The 22,012-nt window shown below is 67.0% G+C and carries 16 protein-coding genes; all 16 read left to right on the plus strand.

Features of this window, described 5'->3' with window-relative positions:
* Position 1 precedes the first annotated feature (1 nt).
* The gene (locus E0H75_RS09785) at positions 2-1,318 is read left to right on the plus strand and encodes an MCE family protein (RefSeq protein WP_131512831.1); all 1,317 of its coding nucleotides are present in this window, start codon (positions 2-4) and stop codon (positions 1,316-1,318) included.
* Positions 1,315-2,364 carry an MCE family protein gene (locus E0H75_RS09790; protein WP_131512832.1) on the plus strand — a complete coding sequence of 350 codons (1,050 nt, stop codon included), beginning with the start codon at positions 1,315-1,317 and terminating at the stop codon, positions 2,362-2,364. Before E0H75_RS09785 ends, E0H75_RS09790 begins: the two co-directional genes overlap by 4 nt.
* Positions 2,365-2,524: 160 nt before the next feature.
* Positions 2,525-3,538, plus strand: a complete 1,014-nt coding sequence (locus tag E0H75_RS09795; RefSeq protein WP_131512833.1) for an MCE family protein — start codon at positions 2,525-2,527, stop codon at positions 3,536-3,538.
* Positions 3,538-4,722, plus strand: a complete 1,185-nt coding sequence (locus E0H75_RS09800; protein WP_131512834.1) for an MCE family protein — start codon at positions 3,538-3,540, stop codon at positions 4,720-4,722. Before E0H75_RS09795 ends, E0H75_RS09800 begins: the two co-directional genes overlap by 1 nt.
* Positions 4,719-5,942 (plus strand): MCE family protein, encoded by a 1,224-nt coding sequence (locus E0H75_RS09805; RefSeq protein WP_131512835.1) that lies wholly within the window; start codon positions 4,719-4,721, stop codon positions 5,940-5,942. Before E0H75_RS09800 ends, E0H75_RS09805 begins: the two co-directional genes overlap by 4 nt.
* Entirely contained in the window at positions 5,939-7,228 is a 1,290-nt protein-coding gene (locus E0H75_RS09810; protein WP_131512836.1) for an MCE family protein, read from the plus strand. Before E0H75_RS09805 ends, E0H75_RS09810 begins: the two co-directional genes overlap by 4 nt.
* 59 nt (positions 7,229-7,287) lie before the next feature.
* Entirely contained in the window at positions 7,288-7,725 is a 438-nt protein-coding gene (locus E0H75_RS09815; protein ID WP_238162913.1) for a hypothetical protein, read from the plus strand.
* Entirely contained in the window at positions 7,725-8,441 is a 717-nt protein-coding gene (locus E0H75_RS09820) for a hypothetical protein (RefSeq protein ID WP_131512838.1), read from the plus strand. Before E0H75_RS09815 ends, E0H75_RS09820 begins: the two co-directional genes overlap by 1 nt.
* 264 nt (positions 8,442-8,705) lie before the next feature.
* On the plus strand, positions 8,706-12,188 hold the full coding sequence (rpoB, locus tag E0H75_RS09825; RefSeq protein WP_131361031.1) for a DNA-directed RNA polymerase subunit beta: 3,483 nt from the start codon (positions 8,706-8,708) through the stop codon (positions 12,186-12,188).
* Between the two features lie 68 nt (positions 12,189-12,256).
* Positions 12,257-16,117 (plus strand): DNA-directed RNA polymerase subunit beta', encoded by a 3,861-nt coding sequence (locus E0H75_RS09830; RefSeq protein WP_131512839.1) that lies wholly within the window; start codon positions 12,257-12,259, stop codon positions 16,115-16,117.
* A 109-nt stretch (positions 16,118-16,226) separates the two neighbouring features.
* The gene (locus E0H75_RS09835; protein WP_131512840.1) at positions 16,227-16,637 is read left to right on the plus strand and encodes a DUF1801 domain-containing protein; all 411 of its coding nucleotides are present in this window, start codon (positions 16,227-16,229) and stop codon (positions 16,635-16,637) included.
* Between the two features lie 31 nt (positions 16,638-16,668).
* Positions 16,669-17,946 carry a nuclear transport factor 2 family protein gene (locus tag E0H75_RS09840; protein WP_131512841.1) on the plus strand — a complete coding sequence of 426 codons (1,278 nt, stop codon included), beginning with the start codon at positions 16,669-16,671 and terminating at the stop codon, positions 17,944-17,946.
* A complete protein-coding gene (locus tag E0H75_RS09845; RefSeq protein WP_131512842.1) occupies positions 17,939-18,700 on the plus strand; it encodes a maleylpyruvate isomerase N-terminal domain-containing protein in 762 nt (253 codons plus the stop codon). The genes E0H75_RS09840 and E0H75_RS09845 overlap by 8 nt, the downstream gene beginning before the upstream one ends.
* A gap of 277 nt (positions 18,701-18,977) precedes the next feature.
* Positions 18,978-19,352: a 30S ribosomal protein S12 gene (gene rpsL, locus E0H75_RS09850; protein WP_012923692.1), complete on the plus strand. Its 375-nt coding sequence runs from the start codon at positions 18,978-18,980 to the stop codon at positions 19,350-19,352.
* Positions 19,352-19,822 carry a 30S ribosomal protein S7 gene (gene rpsG / locus E0H75_RS09855; RefSeq protein ID WP_131361025.1) on the plus strand — a complete coding sequence of 157 codons (471 nt, stop codon included), beginning with the start codon at positions 19,352-19,354 and terminating at the stop codon, positions 19,820-19,822. Before rpsL ends, rpsG begins: the two co-directional genes overlap by 1 nt.
* Positions 19,823-19,944: 122 nt before the next feature.
* Entirely contained in the window at positions 19,945-22,005 is a 2,061-nt protein-coding gene (gene fusA / locus E0H75_RS09860; RefSeq protein ID WP_238162938.1) for an elongation factor G, read from the plus strand.
* Positions 22,006-22,012 lie beyond the last annotated feature (7 nt).

Raw genomic sequence — 22,012 nt, forward strand, 5'->3', positions numbered from 1 at the left:
GATGACGAGACGAGTCCTGGGGGTCGCCTTCATCGGCGTGCTCTGCTTCCTGCTCTGGCTGACGTACGCCTTCTACGCCAAGGTCTTCACCAAGACCGTCGACGTCGAGCTGAAGACCAGCCACATCGGCCTGCAGCTGAACGAGCACGCCGACGTGAAGCTGCGCGGCATCATCGTCGGCGAGGTCCGCAGCGTCTCCACCGACGGCGACGAGGCGACCGTGAACCTCTCGCTCAAGCCGGACCAGATCGGCGAGATCTCCAGCGCGGTCAGTGCCCGGATCCTGCCGAAGACGCTGTTCGGCGAGAAGTACGTCGCCCTGGTGCCACCGGAGGGCTCGGAGGGTCGCCACATCCGCGCCGGGGACGTGATCTCGCGCGACAAGACCGCGGTCGGCATCGAGATCGAGAAGGTGCTGAACGACGCGTTGCCGCTGCTGCAGGCGGTAGACCCGGCGGACCTGAACGCCACGCTGAACACGCTGGCCACCGCGCTCGACGGTCGCGGCGCCGAGCTCGGTGGCACGCTGACCCAGCTGGACGGCTACCTGAAGAAGCTGAACCCGAGCGTCCCGAAGCTGATGGACGCGCTGACCAAGCTCACCCAGGTTTCCGAGCTGTACGGCGATGCCACGCCGGACCTGGTCCGGGCGCTGCGCAACCTGACCATCACCGGCAACACCGTGGTGGAGAAGCAGGCGCAGTTGCAGAAGTTCTTCCTCGATGTGCAGGGCCTGTCCTCGACCACGAACACGTTCCTGAAGCAGAACGAGGACAAGGTGATCCGCCTGGGCGAGGTGAGCCGGCCGGTGCTCGATCTGCTGGAGCGGTACTCGCCCGAGGTGCCGTGCTTCCTCAAGGTGATGACCGAGACGGCCCCGATCCTCAACGACACGTTCCGCGACGGGCGGCTGAACATCAACCTCGAGCTGATCACCAATCAGCCGACGCCGTACGCCCCGAACGAGCTGCCGGCGTACAACGACCACCGTGGGCCGACCTGTGTCGGCAAGAACTACAGTCACCCCGGTGCGAAGCCAGGTCCGTACACCCAGCAGAACCCCGCGCCGTACATCACCGGTGACGACGGCGTGATCGGCGACCACAACAAGAACCAGCGCTTCCCGCTCAACCTGCAGCTGAACCGGGCGGTGCCGGGCTTCGACCTGGACACCGGCGGCGTCGGTACGCCGGCCGAGCAGCAGGTGATCGACTCGGTCGTCGGCCCCGCGATGGGCGTCCCGGCCACCGACGTCCCCGATCTGACCACCCTGATGGTCGGCCCCCTGCTCCGGGGAGGCCAGGTGAATCTCAAGTGAAAATCCTGGACAAGAAGACCTCGATCGACACCGTGCGGCTGGCGATCTTCGTGGTCGTGACGACGGTGGCGACCGCGCTGCTGGCGGTGACGATCGGGAACATCACGTTCAACGCGACGACGAAGTACCGCGCCGTGTTCACCGATGCGGTCGGGCTGAACAAGGGTGACGACATCCGGATCGCCGGCGTGAAGGTCGGTCAGGTCGACAAAATCGCGCTGTACCAGACTGATGCCGGTCAGAGCGGCCTCGCGATGGTGACCTTCAGCGTCGACTCCGACCAGATCCTCGACGCCTCCACGCACGCGACGCTGCGCTACCGGAACCTGGTCGGCAACCGCTACATCGCGCTCACCGACGGCGTCGGCGGTGGCGACCGGATGAAGAAGAACGGCGTCATCCCGAAGGAGCGGACCGCGCCCGCGCTGGACCTGTCGGTGCTGTTCAACGGGTTCAAGCCGCTGTTCACCGCGCTCACCCCGGCGGACGTGAACCAGTTCGCGTTCGAGGTGATCAAGGTGCTGCAGGGCGAGGGCGGCACGATCGAGTCGCTGCTGGCGAAGACGGCGTCGCTGACCACCACGTTGGCCGATGCGGACCAGGTGATCGGAGACCTGATCACGAACCTGACCTCGACGCTGCAGATCGTCTCCCAGCGGCAGCAGAACTTCTCCCAGTTGCTGGTGAACCTGCAGCAGTTCATCACCGGGCTGAGTCAGGACATCCACCCGATCCTGAACTCGCTCGGTTCGATCAACTCGCTGAACACCAAGACGGCCGGCCTGCTGCAGCAGACCCGGGTGCCGATCAAGGCGGACCTGGACAAGATCCGCGCGGTCGCCACCACCCTGGACGACACCCAGGCGATCTGGGTCAAGACGCTGCAGAACATGCCGGGGAAGCTGACCACGATGACCCGGACCGCGTCGTACGGCTCCTGGTTCAACTTCTACCTGTGCAACTTCAACGGCAACGTCACCCTGCCGATCGGCACGCGCATCCCCGTTGCCTACGACAACAACTCGGCGAGGTGCACGAAGCCGTGACCCCCCTCGCATATTCGGCACGCATCTCCGGCGCCCAGGCGGGTACCTCGCTGCGTTGTCGTCGGGGCACGATGAAACCCGCATCGAGCCCCTCCTCCGCCTTGCGATGCACCCACCTGGACACCGGAGCTACGCACCAACATCCGAGGGGGGTCACTCCGTGAAGCCGTTCCGTGAGCAGAACCAGGTGACCGTCGGGGTGATCGGGCTGACCGTGATCGGGCTGATCATGCTGGCCGCGTTCAAGGCGCAGGACCTGCCGCTGATCGGTGGCGGGACGAAGTACTCCGCGCAGTTCTCCGAGGCCGGCGGCCTGAAGCCGAACGACGAGATCCGGGTGGCCGGTGTTCGCGTCGGGCAGGTGCGCAAGGTCGAGCTCGACGGCACGCACGTGCGGGTCGACTTCGTGGTGGACAAGGGCGTGAAGCTCGGTGACCAGACCGGCGCCGAGATGAAGATCAAGACCCTGCTGGGCCAGAAGTACCTGAAGCTGAACCCGGCCGGTCAGGGTGAGCTGAAGGCCGGATCCGAGATCCCGCTGGACCGCACGGTCTCGGCGTACGACGTGGTGGACGCGTTCACGGATCTCGCGAACACGACCGAGCGGATCGACACCACGCAGCTGGCCAAGGCCCTGGACACACTGTCGGCGACGTTCAAGAACACGCCGGACGAGGTGCAGGCGTCGCTGACCGGTCTGTCCCGGCTGTCCCAGAACGTCGCCAAGCGGGACGAGCAGCTGAAGCTGCTGCTGCAGCACTCGAACGTGGTCACCAAGGTCCTTGCCGACCGCAACCAGCAGCTGATCAAGCTGCTGAAGGACGGCAACTCGGTCTTCCAGGCCGTGCAGGCCCGACGGGCGCTGATCCACCAGTTGCTGGTGTCGACGCAGAAGCTGTCCGCGCAGATCACCGCGCTGGTCCGGGAGAACCGCAAGGACCTGACGCCGACCCTGCAGAAGGTCAACGCCGTACTGGCCACGCTGCTGAAGAACCAGAACGACCTGGACGCGAGCATCCGCGGGCTGGCGCCGTTCGTCAAGCTGTTCACGAACACCCTGGGCACCGGCCCGTGGTTCGACACCTACGTGCAGAACCTGGTCCCGGTGCCGGAGATTCCGTTGCCGAAGGTCCCGATCCCCGGGCTGCCGCCGATCCTGGGAGGTGGCGGCTGATGAAGCTCGCCTCACTGTCCCGGTTGGTCGCGATGGCGGTCGTCCTGGTGATCGTCACGGTCAGCGTGATTTCGCTGTGGCCGAAGGCCGACCGGGTCTCCGCGACGGCGTACTTCCCGCGCGCGGTGTCGGTGTACCCCGGTTCCGACGTACGGATCCTCGGCATCAAGGTCGGCGAGGTGGAGAGCGTCACCCCGGCCGGACGGTCGGTGCAGGTGAAGTTCTGGTGGGAGGCCAAGCACAAGGTGCCGGCCAACGCCAAGGCCGTGATCGCCGCTCCGTCGATCGTGGCCGACCGGTACGTGCAGCTCACCCCGGTGTACTCCAAGGGTGACGTGATGGCCGACGGCGCCGAGATCCCGATGGACCGGACCGCCGTACCGCTGGAGCTCGACCAGATCTACCAGAGCCTGAATGACTTGTCGGTTGCCCTCGGGCCGAAGGGTGCGAACGACCAGGGCGCGCTGTCGCGGCTCCTGGACGTTTCCGCGGCGAACCTGAACGGCCAGGGCGCGAAGCTGAACCAGACCATCACCGATGTGTCCAAGCTGACCGGGACGCTGGCGAACAACTCGCAGAGCCTGTTCTCGACCATCCGGCAGTTGCAGACGTTCGTGTCCGCGCTGGCCGCGAACGACCAGTTGGTGAAGCAGTTCAACACCAACTTCGCGGCCACCTCGACCACTCTGGCCGGCGAGCGGAAGGACCTGGCGTCGTCGCTGTCGCTGCTGGCGACCGCACTCGGCGAGGTCGCGACGTTCGTGAAGGACAACCGGACGCTGGTGAAGACCACGGTCTCCGGGGCGACCGACCTGTCGCAGATCCTGGTCAAGGAGAAGGCCGCACTGGCCGAGGTCCTCGACACGGCTCCGCTCGGCCTCGGCAACCTGGCCCGGATCTACAACCCGCAGTTCGGCACGCTGGACCAGCGGATCAACCTGGCCCAGCTGGACGACCCGGCGACGTTCATCTGCTCGCTGCTGCTGCAGGCCAACCAGCCGCTCTCGACCTGCTCGGCGCTGAAGCCGGTCCTCGCCGCGCTGCCGAAGCTGCCGCTGCTGAGCCAGATCACCGGCGCTCCGCCGAGCGGTGGCCCGGCCGGTACGCCGTGGGCCCCGGCGCCGGCCCCGAAGCTGGCGAGCCCGGACCCGGTCGACCCGACCCTCGGGGGGCTGGTCCGATGAGACGCCGTACGAAGATCGTCGCGGGGGTCCTCGGTCTGGCCATGGTGCTGACCGGCTGCGACTTCAGTGTGTACTCGCTGCCGCTGCCCGGTGGCGCGAAGATCAAGGGACCGTCGTACACCGTGACGGTCGAGTTCGCCGACGTCCTGGACCTGGTGCCGAAGTCGTCGGTGAAGGTCGACGACGTCACCGTCGGCACGGTCGAGAAGGTCTGGCTGGACGGGTACGTCGCCAAGGTCCGGGTCAAGCTGCCGAAGAGCCTCGACCTGCCGGACAACGCGCGGGCGACGATCCGGCAGACCAGCCTGCTGGGCGAGAAGTTCGTCTCGCTCGCTCCGCCGACCGGGTCGGAGAAGCCGCGCGGGAAGCTGGAGAACGGCGAGCTCATCCCGCTGTCGCGGACCACCAGCAACGTCGAGGTCGAGGAAGTCCTGTCGGCGCTGTCGCTGCTGCTGAACGGCGGCGGTGTGGCGCAGTTGCAATTCATCACCCAGGAGCTGAACAAGGCACTCACCGGCAACGAGCCGGCCATTCGCAGCGTGCTGACCCAGCTGGACACCTTCGTCGGCACCCTGGACCAGAACAAGCAGCGGATCATCACCGCGATCACCGCGGTCGACGCGCTCGCCAAGAAGCTGAACGCCCAGAAGGCCACGTTGGCCACGGCGATCGACTCGCTACCGAAGTCGATCGCGACCCTGGACAAGCAGCGCGCCGCCCTGGTCAAGACGCTGCAGGCGCTGGCGACGCTCGGGAACACGGCAACCAGGGTGATCACGGCATCCCAGAAGGACCTGGTCGCGAACCTGCAGTCGCTGTACCCGATCCTGACCAAGCTGGCCCAGGCGGGGGAGGACCTGCCGAAGTCGCTCGAGCTGCTGTTCACCTACCCGTTCCCGGACGGCGCGGCCAAGGCGGTCGGCGGTGACTTCACCAACCTCGGGATCACGCTGGACGTGAACACACAGAAGGCACTGCAAGGCCTGCTCGGTCTCAACCTGCCGTCCACCGGAGTCACCCTGCCGACCGCCGGCCTGAGCATCCCGCTGCACAACCCGAGCAACCCGCAGGGCAACGGCCTGCCGGCGCTGCCGGTCCCGACCGGGACGGCGACAAGCTGCATCACCCTGCTCGGCCTGCCGGTCTGTACGCCGAAGCTCAACCGGCCCGGGCTCGACCCCGACCTGGCCCGGGCGCTGATGCCGGGGGTGGCGAAGTGATCACCAGAGCGGTCCGGATCCAGTTGATGGTGTTCCTGCTGATCACCGTCGTCGGTGTCGCCTTCGTGGGGGCGAAGTACGCCCAGGTGGACAAGCTGTTCTTCGACGAGGACTACACGGTCAGCGCCAGCTTCGGCGAGTCCGGCGGCATCTTCACCGGTGCCGAGGTGACGTACCGCGGCCAGCCGGTCGGCCGGGTCGGCGAACTCAAGCTGCTGTCCGACGGCGTCGAGGTGAATCTCGACATCGAGAACAAGGCGAAGATCCCCAGCGACCTGCTCGCGGTGGTCGCGAACCGCTCCGCGATCGGCGAGCAGTACGTCGACCTGCAGCCGCGGCGCGACGGTGGTCCGTACCTGCGCGACAACTCCAAGATCGCCCGCGCGGACACCGCGATCCCGATCGACAGCACCGAACTGCTGCTGAACCTGGACCAGCTGGTCAACTCGGTCGACAAGAAGAGCCTGCAGACCACGGTCCGCGAGCTCGGCGCGGCGCTGAAGGGCCGCGGCACCGACCTGCAGCGGATCATCGACAGCTCCGGCACGCTGATCGACGACGCGGACGCGAACATCCTGCAGACGATCAAACTGATCAACGACGGCGACACTGTGCTGGCCACCCAGGTGGCCAGCGGCGACGCGATCAAGACCTGGGCGAAGAACCTCGCGCTGCTGTCCGACACCCTGGTCAGCTCGGACGCGGACCTGCGCCAGGTGATCGACCAGGGCTCGCTCGCGTCGCAGCAGATCACCGGCCTGATCCAGGACAACCGGGCGGACATCGCGGTGCTGCTCGGTAACCTGCTGACGGTGAGCGAGATGACCGCGGTCCGGCTGGACGCCGTCGAGCAACTGCTGGTGGTGTACCCGGCGGTCTCGATGGGCGGGTACGTCGTACCCGCCAAGAACGCCGACGGGCACTACGACGCGCACTTCGGCCTGGTGCTCGGCTTCAGCCCGCCCGCCTGCCGGGCCGGCTACGGCAGCACCAACCAGCGGGTTCCGCAGGATCTCACCAACATCCCGGCCAACACCAAGGCGGGCTGCACCGCGAAGCCGTCCACGGACGTGAACGTCCGCGGCTCGCAGAACAAGCCGAGCCCGTCGACCCGTGGCGACCGGAACCGGACCGGCTACGGCATCGGCTACGACCCGACCACCGGCGCCGCTGGCGGCTCCGGCGGCATGCCGGAGATCGTCCTGGGCTCGACCGGTGGCCAGGAAGAGTTGCTCGGCAGCGACTCCTGGAAAGCTCTCATCCTTGGACCGGTGACCGGCAAGTGACTCCTGGTAAGTCCCGGCGGGGACCTCTGATTCTGGCGTGGGCGCTGAGCGTTCTGCTCGTGGTGGCACTGGCGGGTACGACGCTGTCGGTGATCGCGCTGCAGAAGCAGCGCTCCGACGACTCGCAGCGCGACGGCGCGATGAAGGCCGCCCGGCAGTTGGCGCTCGACTTCACGACGTACGACTACAAGACCTGGGACACCGACGCGAAGCGGGTGCTGGACGACTCGACCGGTCAGTTCAAACAGGAGTTCCAGGCCGGCACCGACTCGGTGAAGGCCGAGGTGCTGACCAACAAGGCGACCTCCAAGGGTGACGTGAAGGAGGCCGCGGTGGTCTCGAACGACAAGGACTCCGCCCAGGTGCTGGTGATCGTGAACGCGGTCGTCACCAACACCGCCTCCACCCAGGGCGTCGAACGCCGCTACCGGATCAAGCTGGACATGGTCCGCGACAGCGACCACTGGCTGACCGCTGACCTCCAGGTGGTGGGCTGATGCCGGACCGCTCCCGCAACCGCCCCCGGATCGCCGGCCAGCGCCGTACGGCGTCCGGACCCGGGACCACGGACACCGCGCCCGAGGTCGAGCTCGACGAGACGCCGGACGAACTGACAACGAGCGACACGGCGACCACGCCGGAGGATGTGACCCCCGACACATCGGAGGTCTCCGAGGTCGCCCCGGAGGAGGTTCAGGACCCCGTCGTGGTCACGGACGGTGACGGCAAACGGGGTTTGGGTGTCGTGCTGTCCGTAGTGCTCGCGGTGGTCGTCGTCCTGGTGCTGACCGTCGGGGCGGTGCTCGGGATCAAGGCGTGGCAGGGCAAGCAGGCCGAGGACGCCCGGGACCAGGCCGCCACGGCCGGCCGGAAGGCGGCCGAGACCGCGCTCAGCTACGACTACCGCGACCTGGACAAGAGTTTCGCCGCGGCACGGTCGACGATGACCCCGGACTTCGCCGCCAAGTTCGACGAGACCGCGAAGGTGGCCGGCGAACTGGCCACCAAGACCAAGGCGACGGTCAAGGCCGACGTCCGCGAGGTCGGGGTCCGTGACGGGAACGCCGACCGGGTCACGCTGATCATCTTCGTGAACCAGACCACGACCAGCACGATCACGAAGGGTAGTCCCCGGGTCGACCTCAACCGGACGAGGTTCACGATGGTCCGAAAGGACGGCCGATGGCTGGTCCAGGAGATCGCCGGACTGTAGTCTCTTTGTGACTCCGCACCAGGAGGGCGCCGGAGGTCTCGCGGGTGATCTACTCGCTGGAGACACCGGGTCGGTCCTTGACGGAAAGGGTGGTCCGACGGCATAGTGTTGGACCCCATTGGACAGGCTTGCCTGGATCATGTAATCTTGTGCTTTGCGCTGCCTTTAACCTCCACCCTGGTTCGGGTCTCGACTTGACTAGGGCGGTTCGGCGTGCGCTCCCAGCACCGAAGTGATTTCTGCGAGCCCGTGGAAGGACGCCCCTTGGTCGCCTCGCGCAACCCCCAGTCCGACAGTATTTCCGACGTTTCCGGCTCCCGCCGCATCTCCTTCGCAAAGATCTCCGAACCTCTCGAGGTTCCGGATCTGCTTGCGCTGCAGGTGGACAGTTTCGACTGGTTGGTCGGCAACGAAACGTGGCAGGCCCGTGTGGCCGCCGCCGAGGCCGAGGGACGGACCGAACTGTCCGGCCCCTCCGGCCTGGAAGAGATTTTCGAGGAGATCTCCCCGATCGAGGACTTCAGCGGCACCATGTCGCTGTCGTTCCGCGACCACCGCTTCGAGCCTCCGAAGAACACGGTGGACGAGTGCAAGGAGCGAGACGTCACGTACTCGGCTCCGCTGTTCGTCACCGCCGAGTTCATGAACAACGAGACCGGCGAGATCAAGAGCCAGACTGTCTTCATGGGTGACTTCCCGCTGATGACGCGCAAGGGCACCTTCGTCATCAACGGCACCGAGCGGGTCGTCGTGTCCCAGCTCGTCCGCTCGCCCGGTGTGTACTTCGAGCGCACCCCGGACAAGACGTCGGACAAGGACATCTTCACCGCCAAGATCATCCCGTCGCGCGGCGCGTGGCTGGAGTTCGAGGTCGACAAGCGCGACATGGTCGGTGTCCGGCTGGACCGCAAGCGCAAGCAGAACGTCACCGTGCTGCTGAAGGCGCTCGGCTGGACCGACGCGCAGATCCTGGAGGAGTTCGGCGACTACGAGTCGATCCGGCTCACCCTGGAGAAGGACCACACCTCCGGGCAGGACGACGCGCTGCTGGACATCTACCGCAAGCTGCGGCCGGGTGAGCCGCCGACGCGCGAGGCTGCCCAGGCGCTGCTGGACAACTACTACTTCAACGGCAAGCGCTACGACCTGGCCAAGGTCGGTCGCTACAAGATCAACAAGAAGCTCGGCCGGGACGAGACGCACGACACCGCGGTGCTGACGATCAACGACATCGTCGCCACGATCAAGTACCTGGTGGCGCTGCACGAGGGCAAGACCGAGCTGCCCGCCCCGACCGGCGAGATCGTGGTCGAGGAAGACGACATCGACCACTTCGGCAACCGCCGGCTGCGGACTGTCGGTGAACTGATCCAGAACCAGCTGCGCACCGGCCTGGCCCGGATGGAGCGCGTGGTCCGGGAGCGGATGACGACCCAGGACGTCGAGGCGATCACGCCGCAGACCCTGATCAACATCCGTCCGGTGGTGGCGGCGCTGAAGGAGTTCTTCGGCACTTCCCAGCTGTCGCAGTTCATGGACCAGACCAACCCGATCGCGGGCCTGACCCACAAGCGCCGTCTGAACGCACTCGGCCCGGGTGGTCTGAGCCGCGAGCGGGCCGGCTTCGAGGTTCGCGACGTACACCCGTCCCATTACGGCCGGATGTGCCCGATCGAGACCCCGGAAGGCCCGAACATCGGTCTGATCGGCTCGCTCGCGTCGTACGGCCGGGTGAACCCGTTCGGCTTCGTCGAGACGCCGTACCGCAAGGTCGTGTCCGGTCAGGTCACCGACCAGGTGGACTACCTGACCGCGGACGAGGAGGACCGGTTCGTCATCGCGCAGGCCAACGCCGCGCTGACCGACGACGACCGGCTCGCCGAGGACCGCGTGCTGGTTCGCCGTCGGCACGGTGAGGTCGAGCTCGCCCTGGTCGAGGACGTGGACTACATGGACGTCTCGCCGCGCCAGATGGTGTCGGTGGCGACCGCAATGATCCCGTTCCTCGAGCACGACGACGCCAACCGCGCGCTGATGGGCTCCAACATGCAGCGCCAGGCGGTGCCGCTGATCACGGCCGACGCTCCGCTGGTCGGCACCGGTATGGAGTACCGCGGTGCGGTCGACGCCGGTGACGTGGTCGTGGCCGACAAGGCCGGTGTGGTCAAGGAGGTCTCGGCCGACCTGATCGAGATCGCCGCCGACGACGGCACGTACCAGACCTACCGGCTGGCGAAGTTCCGCCGGTCGAACCAGGGCACCTGTATCAACCAGCGCCCGCTGGTCGACGCGGGACAGCGTGTCGAGGTGAACTCCCCGCTCGCCGACGGTCCGTGCACCGACGAGGGCGAGATGGCGCTCGGCCGGAACATGCTGGTCGCGTTCATGCCGTGGGAGGGTCACAACTACGAGGACGCGATCATCCTGTCCCAGCGCGTCGTGCAGCAGGACCTGCTGACCTCGATCCACATCGAGGAGCACGAGGTCGACGCTCGCGACACCAAGCTGGGTCCGGAGGAGATCACCCGGGACATCCCGAACGTCTCCGACGAGATGCTGGCCGACCTGGACGAGCGGGGCATCATCCGGATCGGCGCCGAGGTCACCACCGGTGACATCCTGGTCGGCAAGGTCACCCCCAAGGGCGAGACCGAGCTGACCCCGGAGGAGCGGCTGCTGCGCGCGATCTTCGGTGAGAAGGCCCGTGAGGTCCGCGACACCTCGCTGAAGGTGCCGCACGGCGAGGAGGGCACCGTCATCGGTGTCCGCGTCTTCGACCGTGACAACGGCGACGAGTTGCCGCCGGGCGTCAACCAGCTGGTCCGGGTGTACGTCGCCCAGAAGCGGAAGATCTCGGTCGGCGACAAGCTGGCCGGCCGGCACGGCAACAAGGGCGTCATCTCCAAGATCCTGCCGGTCGAGGACATGCCGTTCCTCGAGGACGGCACCCAGGTCGACATCATCCTGAACCCGCTGGGCGTGCCCGGCCGGATGAACGTCGGTCAGGTGCTCGAGACCCACCTCGGCTGGATCGCCAGCCGCGGCTGGGAGATCGACCCGGAGAACCAGGAGGAGTGGGCCCAGCGGCTGATCAAGATCGGCGCCGGCTCGGCCGCTCCGATGACGAACGTCGCCACCCCGGTGTTCGACGGCGCCAAGGAGGAGGAGGTCACCGGCCTGCTCAGCTCCACGCTGCCGAACCGCGACGGTGTCCGGATGGTCGACGGATCGGGCAAGGCCCGGCTGTTCGACGGCCGTTCGGGTGAGCCGTTCCCGGAGCCGGTCGGTGTCGGCTACATGTACATGCTGAAGCTGCACCACCTGGTCGACGACAAGATCCACGCGCGTTCGACCGGTCCGTACTCGATGATCACCCAGCAGCCGCTGGGCGGTAAGGCGCAGTTCGGTGGTCAGCGGTTCGGCGAGATGGAGGTGTGGGCCCTGGAGGCCTACGGTGCCGCCTTCGCGCTGCAGGAACTGCTGACGATCAAGTCCGACGATGTCGTCGGGCGGGTCAAGGTGTACGAGGCGATCGTCAAGGGCGAGAACATCCCGGAGCCGGGTATCCCGGAGTCCTTCAAGGTTCTGGTCAAGGAAATGCAGTCCCTGTGTCTGAACGTGGAGGTGCTCTCGTCCGACGGAAGCCGGGTCGAGATGCGCGACAGCGAGGAGGACGTCTTCCGCGCCGCGGAGGAACTGGGCATCGACCTGTCCCGGCGGGAGCCGAACAGCGTCGAGGAGGTCTGAGCGGGTTGCCGCTTGAGATCAACAACCAACTCACTCAGACCGCTTTTACTATCGGGAGATAACACATCGTGCTCGACGTGAACTTCTTCGACGAGCTTCGGATCGGCCTGGCCACCGCGGATGAGATCCGTCAGTGGTCGCACGGCGAGGTCAAGAAGCCCGAGACGATCAACTACCGGACGCTCAAGCCTGAGCGTGACGGCCTTTTCTGCGAGAAGATCTTCGGTCCCACCCGGGACTGGGAGTGCTACTGCGGCAAGTACAAGCGCGTTCGCTTCAAGGGCATCATCTGCGAGCGGTGTGGCGTCGAGGTCACCCGTTCCAAGGTGCGCCGTGAGCGGATGGGCCACATCGAGCTGGCCGCGCCGGTCACCCACATCTGGTACTTCAAGGGTGTCCCGTCGCGACTCGGCTACCTGCTCGACCTCGCCCCGAAGGACCTGGAGAAGGTCATCTACTTCGCGGCGTACATGATCACCGACGTCGACGACGAGGCGCGGCACCGCGACCTGTCGTCGTTGGAGGGCCGGACCGACGTCGAGCGCAAGCAGCTCGAGAACCGGCGCGACAACGACATCGAGACGCGGATGAAGAAGCTCGAGGAGGACCTGGCGCAGCTCGAGGCCGAGGGCGCCAAGGCCGACGTACGCCGCAAGGTCAAGGAAGGCGCCGAGCGTGAGGTCAAGCAGTTGCGCGACCGTGCGCAGCGCGAGATCGACCGCCTCGACGAGGTCTGGACCCGGTTCAAGAACCTGAAGGTCCAGGACCTCGAGGGCGACGAGATCCTCTACCGCGCCATGAAGGAGCGGTTCGGCAAGTACTTCGAGGGCGCCATGGGTGCCGCCGCGATCCAGCGCCGGCTGGAGACCTTCGACCTGAAGGCCGAGGCGGACAACCTGCGCGAGACGATCAAGACCGGCAAGGGGCAGCGCAAGACCCGCGCCCTGAAGCGGCTCAAGGTCGTGACCGCGTTCCTGGCCACCAACAACAGTCCGATGGGCATGGTGCTCGACTGCGTGCCGGTGATCCCGCCGGACCTGCGGCCGATGGTTCAGCTCGACGGTGGCCGGTTCGCCACCTCGGACCTGAACGACCTGTACCGCCGGGTGATCAACCGGAACAACCGGCTCAAGCGACTGCTCGACCTGGGCGCGCCGGAGATCATCGTCAACAACGAGAAGCGGATGCTGCAGGAGGCCGTCGACGCGCTGTTCGACAACGGCCGTCGTGGCCGTCCGGTCACCGGCCCGGGCAACCGGCCGCTGAAGTCGCTGTCCGACATGCTCAAGGGCAAGCAGGGCCGCTTCCGTCAGAACCTGCTCGGCAAGCGGGTCGACTACTCCGGCCGTTCGGTCATCGTCGTCGGTCCGCAGCTGAAGCTGCACCAGTGCGGTCTGCCGAAGGCGATGGCGCTGGAGCTGTTCAAGCCGTTCGTGATGAAGCGGCTGGTCGACCTCAACCACGCGCAGAACATCAAGTCCGCCAAGCGGATGGTCGAGCGCCAGCGCGCCCAGGTCTGGGACGTGCTGGAAGAGGTCATCACCGAGCACCCGGTCCTGCTCAACCGTGCACCAACCCTGCACCGGCTGGGTATCCAGGCGTTCGAGCCGCAGCTGATCGAGGGCAAGGCGATCCAGATCCACCCGCTCGTCTGCTCCGCGTTCAACGCGGACTTCGACGGTGACCAGATGGCGGTGCACCTGCCGCTGTCGGCCGAGGCGCAGGCCGAGGCCCGGATCCTGATGCTGTCGACCAACAACATCCTGAAGCCGGCCGACGGCCGTCCGGTCACGATGCCGACGCAGGACATGATCATCGGCATCTACTTCCTGACCATGCTGAAGGAAGGCGCTCTGGGCGAGGGCCGGGCGTTCAGCTCGGTGGCCGAGGCGCTGATGGCGTTCGACCGCAAGGAACTGTCGCTGCAGGCCAAGATCACGCTGCGTCTGGACGAGTCCGGCGTACCGGCCGGTGCGACCGAGCGGCCGGACGGCGGGTTCTCCCTGGAGACCACGCTGGGCCGGGCGCTGTTCAACGAGGCGCTGCCGACGGACTACCCGTTCGTCGACGTCGAGGTCGGCAAGAAGCAGCTGGGCGGGATCGTCAACGACCTGGCCGAGCGGTACTCCAAGGTCGAGGTCGCCAACGCCCTCGACGCGCTGAAGGACCTCGGTTTCCGCTGGGCCACCCGGTCCGGTGTGACCGTGTCGATCGACGACTTCAGCACGCCGCCGTCCAAGCCGGAGATCATGGCCCGGTACGAGTCGCAGGCCGAGAAGGTCCAGAAGCAGTTCGAGCGGGGTCTGATCACCTCGTCCGAGCGGCGCCAGGAGCTGATCGAGATCTGGACCGGCGCCAACGCCGAGGTCGGCAAGGCGATGGAGGAGAACTTCGAGAAGGCCAACCCGATCTGGATGATGGTCCACTCGGGTGCCCGAGGCAACATGATGCAGATCCGGCAGATCGCCGGTATGCGTGGGCTGGTGGCCAACCCGAAGGGCGAGATCATCGCCCGGCCGATCAAGTCCAACTTCCGTGAGGGCCTGTCGGTGGTCGAGTACTTCATCGCCACCCACGGTGCGCGGAAGGGTCTGGCCGACACCGCGCTGCGGACCGCCGACTCGGGATACCTGACCCGTCGTCTGGTGGACGTCTCGCAGGACGTGATCATCCGCGAGGAGGACTGCGGCACCGAGCGGGGCCTGCCGAAGAAGATCGGCGAGCCCGGTCCGGACGGCAAGGTCGTGCACGCCGAGAACGTCGAGACCAGCGCGTACGCACGCACGCTGGCCACCGACGTGTCCGACGCCAGCGGCAAGGTCGTGCTGGCGGCCGGCAGCGATCTGGGCGACGTCTCGATCGCGAAGCTGGTCGAGGCCGGGATCGAGGAGGTCAAGGTCCGCTCCGTGCTGACCTGTGACGCCAAGACCGGTACCTGCGCGAAGTGCTACGGGCGTTCGCTGGCGACCGGCAAGCCGGTCGACATCGGCGAGGCGGTCGGCATCATCGCGGCCCAGTCCATCGGTGAGCCGGGGACGCAGCTGACGATGCGGACCTTCCACACCGGTGGTGTCGCGGGTGATGACATCACCCACGGTCTGCCGCGTGTGGTCGAGCTGTTCGAGGCCCGCCAGCCCAAGGGCAAGGCGCCGATCTCGGAGGCGGCCGGCCGGATCTCGATCGAGGACACCGACAAGACCCGGAAGCTGGTGCTCACCCCGGACGACGGTTCCGAGGAGGTCGCCTACCCGGTGTCGAAGCGTGGCCGCCTGCTGATCGAAGAGGGTCAGCACGTCGAGGTCGGTCAGCAGCTGACGCAGGGTACGCCGGACCCGCAGGAGGTTCTGCGGATCCTGGGTGTCCGCAAGGCGCAGGAGCACCTGGTGGACGAGGTCCAGGAGGTGTACCGGTCGCAGGGTGTGGCCATCCACGACAAGCACATCGAGATCATCGTCCGGCAGATGCTGCGCCGGGTCACGGTGATCGAGTCGGGCGACGCCCAGCTGCTGCCGGGTGAGCTCGCGGACCGGATCATGTTCGAGGCGGAGAACCGCCGCGTGGTCGCCGAGGGCGGTACGCCGGCCTCGGGTCGTCCGGTGCTGATGGGTATCACCAAGGCCTCGCTGGCCACCGAGTCGTGGCTGTCGGCCGCCTCCTTCCAGGAGACGACCCGCGTCCTGACCGAGGCCGCGATCCACGGCAAGTCCGACTCGCTGGTCGGTCTGAAGGAGAACGTCATCATCGGCAAGCTGATCCCGGCCGGTACGGGCATGGACCGGTACCGCAACATCCGGGTGGAGCCCACCGAGGAGGCGAAGGCCGCGATGTACTCGATGGTCGGCTACGAGTCGTACGACTACGACTTCGGCCCGTCCACCGGTCAGTCGGTCCCGCTCGACGACTTCGACCTCGGTTCCTACCAGAACTGAGCCGAGTCATCCCCCTGACCGGGGCGGTGGGGCGGGGAAAGAAGAAGCACAGAGGGCGGCACTCCCAGCAGGGGGTGCCGCCCTCGCGGCATTCCGGGCACGATGAGCCATGGCCGAGAACAAGACCCGGAGGACGGACGCGTCCGTCGACGACTACCTGGCCGGCATCGCCGGAGTGCGAGGCGACGACGCCCGCGAGCTCACCGCACTGATCACCGAGGCGACCGGTCTGGAGCCGGCCATGTGGGGACCGTCGATCATCGGTTTCGGCGACCGCCACCTGGTCTACGACAGCGGTCGCGAGCTGGACTGGTTCGACGTCGGATTCGCGGCCCGGAAACAAGCACTGACGCTTTATCTGACCACCGGTTTCGACGGGTACGACGAATTGCTCGCCCGGCTCGGACCGCATTCGACCAGTGCCGGATGCCTGTACGTCAAACGCTTGGCAGACGTGGATTCCGGCGTTCTGGCCGAGTTGGTACGCCGGTCTGCACAAGACACTCGGGGGCGGGGCTGAAAGTGTCCGGGTGATAGGCCAAGATTGGTCCATGACGGATCTCCCGGCCTATCTGCGGCCTTTCGTCCTGGGGGTACTGGACGGGCCCGACGTGCGGGTGGACAGGCTCGGAGAGATCGACATCTACCGCCCGGCCGGGACTGCCCGGACGGGTGCGATGCTGTTCGTGCACGGGGGACCTGGACCAGCCGAGCTCGTGGCCACACCACGGGACTGGCCGGTCTACAAGGGCTATGCGACCGCTGTCGCCAGGCGAGGCCTGGTGGCCGCAGTCGTCGACCACAGCCTGATTCGCGGCTTCGACCAGTTGGTCACCGCCGCGGACGAGGTGGAGGCTGCGATCGGCGTACTGCGTTCTGATCCACGGGTCGACCCCGATCGGGTTGGGCTGTGGTTCTTCTCGGGTGCGGGCCTGCTGGCCGGGGAGTGGCTGGACAGCCGCCCCGACTGGCTGCGCTGCATCGCCCTGACCTACCCCCTGCTCGCCACCCCGCCCGGTGTCGACGACCTGGTCACCGCCGCCGAAGTGATCGGGAAACACAAGGATCTGCCGGTGCTGCTCACTCGAGCCGGACGCGAGCGTGAGGAACTCGCCGGTCCGGTCGCGGAGTTCGTCTCCGCAGGTGGCAGCGCGCTGGACATCATCGACGTACCGAAAGGGCACCACGGGTTCGACATGCTCGACCACACCGAAGAATCACGCGCCGCCGTCACCAAGGCCCTGGACTGGGCGATCGCCCACCTGGGCGAGGACCCGGACGGCGTGACCACGGCATCCACCTCACCGACGACCACCACCAAGACCCGGGCCAAGAGCGCCCCGGCATCCCGAAAGACCGCTGCTGCGCGTACGCCGGCCGCGGCCGAACCGCTGATGGATCTCCCGAGTCCGACTCCGACTCCGGCTGCGCCTGCCAGTCAGCCGGCGCCGACCGCTCCGGTTCCGACGCTCGATCCTCTTCCGACCACTCCCGCCGTTCCGGTGGACACCCCGGCTGCCCGGGTGGTGGGGCGCGAGCACGCGGCGTACGCGGCGCACGACCTGGAGGCGTTCCTGGCGATGTACTCGCCGACCGCCCGGATCCACCTCGCGGACGGCACCGAACTGAAGGGCCGCCGGTTCCTGCGTGAGTACTACGGATCACGGTTCGCGGCCGGCCGGTGCAAGACCGAGGTCGTGCAGAAGCTGATGCTCGGCGAGTGGGTGGTCGAGCACGTGCTGGCCTACGACACCGGCGCAGGGGTCCCGATGATCGCGCTGTACCGCGTCTCCGAGGGACTGATCACCGACGTCGAGCTCCGTGCCTGACGGACCGATCGACTACCCGGCCGAGTTCGAGCGGACGGCCGCGGAGCTCGCGGCCGTCCTCGACCAGGCCGACCCGGCGTCCGAGGTGCCGGCCTGCCCAGGCTGGACGCTGGCCGACCTGGCCCTGCACCTCGGTTCCGGCCAGCGCTGGGCGGCGTCCATCCTGCTCAGCGGCACCTCGCAGCGGGTCCCGGAGGTTCTGCGTACGACGATCTCCTGGAGCGACTGGTATGCCGGTACGACCGCGGCGCTGGCTGCCGCGATCCGGGCCGTCGATCCGGACGAGCCGTGTTGGAACTTCGCCCCGGTCGCGCAGTACGCGGGATTCTGGTCCCGGCGGCGCGTGCATGAGACAGCCATCCACCTCGTGGACGCGATTCAGGCCGGCGTGACCCCGGATCGGCAGGCCGCCAGTGGTCTGGCCGTCGTACCTGCGACCCTCGCGGCCGACGGAGTGGACGAAGTGTTCGGGGTCTTCCTGCCGCGGATGCTGGCCCGGCGGGTCGCGCCGGCGGTCACCCGGCAGATCGGCGTACGGGCGACTGACACCGGCGACGAGTGGACGCTGACGCCTGTGTCAGAAGGGGATCCGCCCCGGTTGGACCGAGGCTCGGCGGCCGGCGAGGCGGTCATCTCGGGGACTGCCGCGGAGCTCGACCTGTGCCTCTGGAAGCGGTTGCCGGGGAGCGTCCTGACGGTCGAGGGAGACCAGGCGGTGGCATCCGCTTTCCTGGCCGGCCGGGCCACTCCGTAGACCCTGTAAACTGGAGGAGCGGACCAGCCTCAGGCCCGTGCGGTCAGTCATTTTGACCGTGCTTGAGGCAGCCGCTAGTCTTAACGATCGTGCCCGGGTCATCCTGGGCCGTCATGCGTGCCCCTGGTCGAACGGGTTGCGCGCGTGGCACGGGACTCCTGCCGACAGTCTGGAAGATTACGGCTTCGGTACGCCCGTGCGCACGCGACACACCCGACCGCGGGGGTCAGCAAAAGCAGAGCAGAAGAAAGCCGGACGACAGAAAGAGACCTACGCGGTGCCCACCATTCAGCAGCTGGTCCGCAAGGGCCGCCAGGACAAGGTGTCCAAGAACAAGACGCCCGCCCTGAAGGGTTCCCCTCAGCGTCGCGGTGTGTGCACGCGCGTCTACACGACCACGCCGAAGAAGCCGAACTCGGCCCTTCGCAAGGTCGCGCGTGTCCGCCTGACCAGCGGCATCGAGGTCACCGCGTACATCCCCGGCGTCGGCCACAACCTGCAGGAGCACTCGATCGTGCTCGTGCGTGGCGGTCGTGTGAAGGACCTGCCGGGTGTCCGGTACAAGATCATCCGCGGTTCGCTTGACACCCAGGGTGTGAAGAACCGCAAGCAGGCGCGCAGCCGTTACGGCGCGAAGAAGGAGAAGAGCTAATGCCGCGCAAGGGCCCCGCCCCGAAGCGTCCGGTCATCATCGACCCGGTCTACAGTTCGCCGCTCGTCACCCAGTTGATCTCCAAGATCCTGGTCGACGGCAAGAAGCAGATCGCGCAGAGCATCGTCTACACCGCGCTCGAGGGCACCCGGACCAAGACCGGCACCGACCCGGTGATCACGCTGAAGCGTGCGCTGGACAACGTGAAGCCGAGCATCGAGGTGAAGAGCCGCCGTGTCGGTGGTGCCACCTACCAGGTGCCGATCGAGGTCAAGCCGGGCCGGTCCACCACGCTGGCGCTGCGCTGGCTGACGACGTACTCCCGGGCTCGTCGCGAGAAGACGATGTCCGAGCGCCTGATGAACGAGATCCTGGACGCCTCCAACGGCCTGGGAGCCTCGGTCAAGCGCCGCGAGGACACGCACAAGATGGCCGAAGCCAACAAGGCTTTCGCCCACTACCGCTGGTGATCCGGGGTCCGATCCGGACCCCAGCGCTCACCCTTTGACTGCAGTACAGAATCGAGAGGTAGACCACCGAGGTGGCCGTACAAATCACCACCGACCTGGCCAAGGTCCGCAACATCGGGATCATGGCTCACATCGACGCCGGCAAGACGACGACGACCGAGCGGATCCTCTTCTACACCGGTATCACCTACAAGATCGGTGAGGTCCACGACGGCGCCGCCACGATGGACTGGATGGAGCAGGAGCAGGAGCGCGGCATCACGATCACGTCCGCCGCGACGACCGCGACCTGGAAAGACCACACCATCAACATCATCGACACCCCCGGGCACGTCGACTTCACCGTCGAGGTGGAGCGCTCGCTGCGCGTTCTTGACGGTGCCGTCGCGGTCTTCGACGGTGTCGCCGGCGTGGAGCCGCAGTCCGAGACCGTCTGGCGTCAGGCGGACCGGTACGGCGTTCCCCGGATCTGCTTCGTCAACAAGCTGGACCGGACCGGCGCGGAGTTCATGCGCTGTGTCGACATGATCGTCGACCGGCTGGCCGCGGTGCCGCTGGTGCTGCAGCTGCCGATCGGTGCCGAGGCCGACTTCATCGGCGTCGTCGACCTGATCGGGATGCGCGCGCTGACCTGGCGTGGCGAGACGAAGATGGGTGAGGACTACACGGTCGAGGAGATCCCGGCCAGCCACACCGAGATCGCCGCCGAGTGGCGCGACAAGCTGATCGAGACGCTGGCCGAGGCCGACGACGACATCATGGAGATGTACCTCGAGGGCGAAGCGCCCACCGAGGAGCAGATCGTGGCCGGTATCCGGCGCGCGACGATCGCGAGCAAGCTGACCCCGGTGCTGACCGGCACCGCGTTCAAGAACAAGGGCGTCCAGCCCCTGCTCGACGCGATCAACGCGTTCCTGCCGAGCCCGCTCGACGTTCCGGCCATCGAGGGCCACGACGTCAAGGACAGCGAGCAGGTCGTCCTGCGCAAGCCGGACGACACCGAGCCGTTCTCGGCGCTGGCGTTCAAGATCGCCGCCGACCCGCACCTGGGCAAGCTGACCTTCATCCGGGTGTACTCGGGCAAGCTCGAGACCGGCACCCAGGTCCTGAACCCCACCAAGGGGCGCAAGGAGCGGATCGGCAAGATCTACCGGATGCACGCGAACAAGCGTGAGGAGATCGCGTCGATCGGCGCCGGCCACATCGTCGCCGTGATGGGTCTGAAGGACACCACCACCGGTGAGACGCTGGCCGACCCGGCCAAGCCGGTCGTGCTGGAGTCGATGCAGTTCCCGGCCCCGGTCATCTCGGTCGCCATCGAGCCGAAGTCGAAGGGCGACCAGGAGAAGCTGGGCGTCGCGATCCAGCGGCTGGCCGAGGAGGACCCGACCTTCCAGGTCCGGACCGACGAGGACACCGGCCAGACGATCATCGCCGGTATGGGTGAGCTGCACCTCGAGGTGCTGGTCGACCGGATGAAGCGCGAGTTCCGCGTCGAGGCCAACGTCGGCAAGCCGCAGGTCGCCTACCGCGAGACGATCAAGAAGAAGGTCGAGAAGGTCGACTACACGCACAAGAAGCAGACCGGTGGTTCGGGTCAGTTCGCGCGCGTGATCATCAACATCGAGCCGACCTCGGTCGAGGCCGGCGGCGAAGGCGGCTACGAGTTCGTCAACTCCGTCACCGGTGGCCGGATCCCGCGGGAGTACATCCCGTCGGTGGACGAGGGCGCGCAGGAAGCGATGGAGTTCGGCGTACTGGCCGGCTACCCGATGGTGGACGTCAAGGTCACGCTGACCGACGGCGCCTACCACGACGTCGACTCCTCCGAGCTCGCGTTCAAGATCGCCGGTTCGATGGCCTTCAAGGACGCGGCCCGCCGGGCGACTCCGGTCATCCTCGAGCCGATGTTCTCGGTCGAGGTCACCACCCCTGAGGACTACATGGGTGAAGTGATCGGCGACCTCAACTCCCGCCGTGGCCAGATCCAGTCGATGGACGAGGGCCCCGGTGGCAGCCGGGTCGTCAAGGCCCTGGTGCCGCTGTCGGAGATGTTCGGGTATGTCGGTGACCTGCGTTCCAAGACGCAGGGCCGCGCGTCGTACTCGATGCAGTTCGATTCCTACGCCGAGGTTCCGAAGAACGTGGCGGAAGAGATCATCAAGAAGGCCCGGGGCGAGTAGTCTCTCG

Origin of the sequence: Kribbella capetownensis, from assembly GCF_004331485.1 — a bacterium.
GTDB lineage: Bacteria > Actinomycetota > Actinomycetes > Propionibacteriales > Kribbellaceae > Kribbella > Kribbella capetownensis.